The sequence below is a fragment of the Xenophilus sp. genome, assembly GCF_044462705.1.
Classification (GTDB): domain Bacteria; phylum Pseudomonadota; class Gammaproteobacteria; order Burkholderiales; family Burkholderiaceae_C; genus Xenophilus; species Xenophilus azovorans.
This window is the reverse complement of record NZ_JBIQNC010000169.1, coordinates 8582-10711: the sequence shown is the minus strand read 5'-3', so window position 1 is coordinate 10711 and position 2130 is coordinate 8582. Positions and strand designations below refer to the sequence as shown.

General features: G+C 68.1%; 3 protein-coding genes and 1 pseudogene. 1 reads left to right on the top strand and 3 read right to left on the bottom strand.

All coding sequences use genetic code 11. The annotated features are described in order from the left end of the window. The 3 genes and pseudogenes from ACIY1X_RS20340 to rplM form a co-directional block, all read right to left on the bottom strand. Positions 1-186: pseudogene (locus ACIY1X_RS20340) on the bottom strand (iron-sulfur cluster insertion protein ErpA); the annotation flags it as partial. A 124-nt stretch (positions 187-310) separates the two neighbouring features. Beyond that, positions 311-703, bottom strand: a complete 393-nt coding sequence (rpsI, locus tag ACIY1X_RS20335) for a 30S ribosomal protein S9 (RefSeq protein ID WP_038210625.1) — start codon at positions 701-703, stop codon at positions 311-313. Between the two features lie 11 nt (positions 704-714). Beyond that, positions 715-1143, bottom strand: coding sequence for a 50S ribosomal protein L13 (gene rplM, locus ACIY1X_RS20330; protein ID WP_038210624.1), 429 nt, complete (start codon positions 1141-1143; stop codon positions 715-717). A 266-nt stretch (positions 1144-1409) separates the two neighbouring features. On the opposite strand from rplM, the gene ACIY1X_RS20325 reads away from it, so the two are divergent. After that, on the top strand, positions 1410-2130 hold a 721-nt coding region (locus ACIY1X_RS20325; protein WP_399684041.1), incomplete at its 3' end, for a 23S rRNA (adenine(2030)-N(6))-methyltransferase RlmJ.

Genomic DNA, 2130 nt, shown 5'->3' with positions numbered 1-2130 from the left:
CTCGTCGAAGGTGAAGCCGTACTGGAAGCCCGAGCAGCCGCCGCCCTGCACGAACACGCGCAGCTTCAGGTCGGGATTGCCCTCTTCGGCGATCAGGTCGGCCACCTTGGCCGCGGCGGCGTCGGTGAAGACGATCGGGTCCGGCATCGCGGCCGGCGTGGCGATGGTTTCGGCAACAGCGCTCATGGAATCGGTTCTCCGTGGGGGCGGCCTTCCAGGGGCGGAGGGCAGCCAATGAGGGGATGCTACCCCAGCCAAAGAAAAACCGCCTCGAGGGCGGTTTTTCCGGTGGCAGCAGCCAGGCAGGGGATCAGCGCTTGCTGAACTGCTTGCGGCGGCGTGCGGAGTGCAGGCCGACCTTCTTGCGCTCGACCTCGCGGGCGTCGCGGGTCACGAAGCCGGCTTGGCTCAGCAGCGGCTTGAGGTTCGCGTCGTAGTCGATCAGCGCGCGGGTGATGCCGTGGCGCGTGGCGCCGGCCTGGCCCGATTCACCGCCGCCGTGGACGTTGACCTGGATGTCGAAGGCCTCGACGTTCTCGGTCAGCACCAGCGGCTGCTTGGCGATCATGATCGAGGTCTGGCGGCCGAAGAACTGTTCGATCGGCTTGCCGTTGACCGTGATCTTGCCGGTGCCCTTCTTGAGAAACACGCGGGCGACGCTGGACTTGCGACGGCCGGTGCCATTGTTCCAATCACCAATCATCTCAAGACTCCTCAGATTTCCAGCGCCTTGGGCTGCTGCGCGGTGTGCGGATGCTCCGCGCCGCCGTAGACCTTCAGCTTCTTGATCATGGCGTAGCCGAGCGGGCCCTTGGGCAGCATGCCCTTGACGGCCTTCTCGAGCGCGCGGCCGGGGTGCTTGGCCTGCATGTCGCGGAAGTTGGTGGCGGTGATGCCGCCGGGATAGCCCGAGTGGCGGTAGTACACCTTGTCGGTGGACTTGGCGCCCGTGACCTTGAGCTTGGAAGCGTTGACGATGACGATGAAGTCGCCCGTGTCGACGTGAGGCGTGTAGATGGCCTTGTGCTTGCCGCGCAGTCGGAGGGCCACTTCGCTGGCGACCCGTCCGAGAACCTTGTCGGTTGCGTCAATCACAAACCACTCGTGCTTCACGTCAGCGGGCTTGGCGCTGAACGTAGACATGAGATTTCCTTGTAGGGAAGCGGTTCGGCAGGCCCTTTTCCACGGTCGGTCTTCCTCTTGTCACGGGAAGCTCTTAGGTGGGAGTCGGCTTTTTCCTCCCCTTTTCCTGGAAGGAAGCGCCGTCTTGCCGCGGGGCCCGAATCGCTGCAAAGCCCGCCATTCTAGCGCGCCGGCACGGATTTGCCCAGGGGCGGCCCCGAAGCACGACAATCGCCCCTCGCGCCGCCCCGGCGGCAAGCCTTCTTTTCGCCTGCGCCACCTGCCCCATGTTCAGCTACCGCCACGCCTTCCATGCCGGCAACCATGCCGACGTGCTCAAACACACGGTGCTGATCGCCGTGCTGGAGCACCTGCTGCACAAGGACACGCCGCTGACCGTGGTGGACACCCATGCCGGCGCCGGCCTGTACCGCCTGGACGGCGACTACGCCGGCACCAGCGGCGAGGCGGCCGAGGGCGTGCTGCGGCTGCTCGCCGGCACGCCGGGGCCGACCCCGCCGCCGGCCCTGGCGCGCTACCTGGAGGTGGTGCGCGGCTTCAACCCCGGCGGCGGCAGCCGCGTCTACCCCGGCTCGCCCTTCATCGTGCAGCGCCTGCTGCGCCCGCAGGACCGGCTCAAGCTGTGCGAACTGCACCCGACCGACGCGCGCACGCTGGCCGCCAACGTCGCCCAGCTGGAGGCCGGCCGCCAGGTGGCGGTGCTGCGCGAGGACGGCTTTGGCGCGGCGACGAAGTTCCTGCCGCCGCCCTCGCGCCGGGCGATGGTGCTGGTGGACCCCAGCTACGAGATCAAGACCGACTACGGCCGCACCGCCGCCTTCGTGGGCGAGGCCCTCAAGCGCTTCGCCACCGGCGTCTACGTGGTCTGGCACCCGATCATCCCCCGGCCCGAGGCGCACGACCTGCCGCGCCGCCTGCGCACCCTCGCCACCCGCGCCGGCAAGCCGTGGCTGCACGCCACGCTGACGGTGAAGTCGAGCAAGGTCG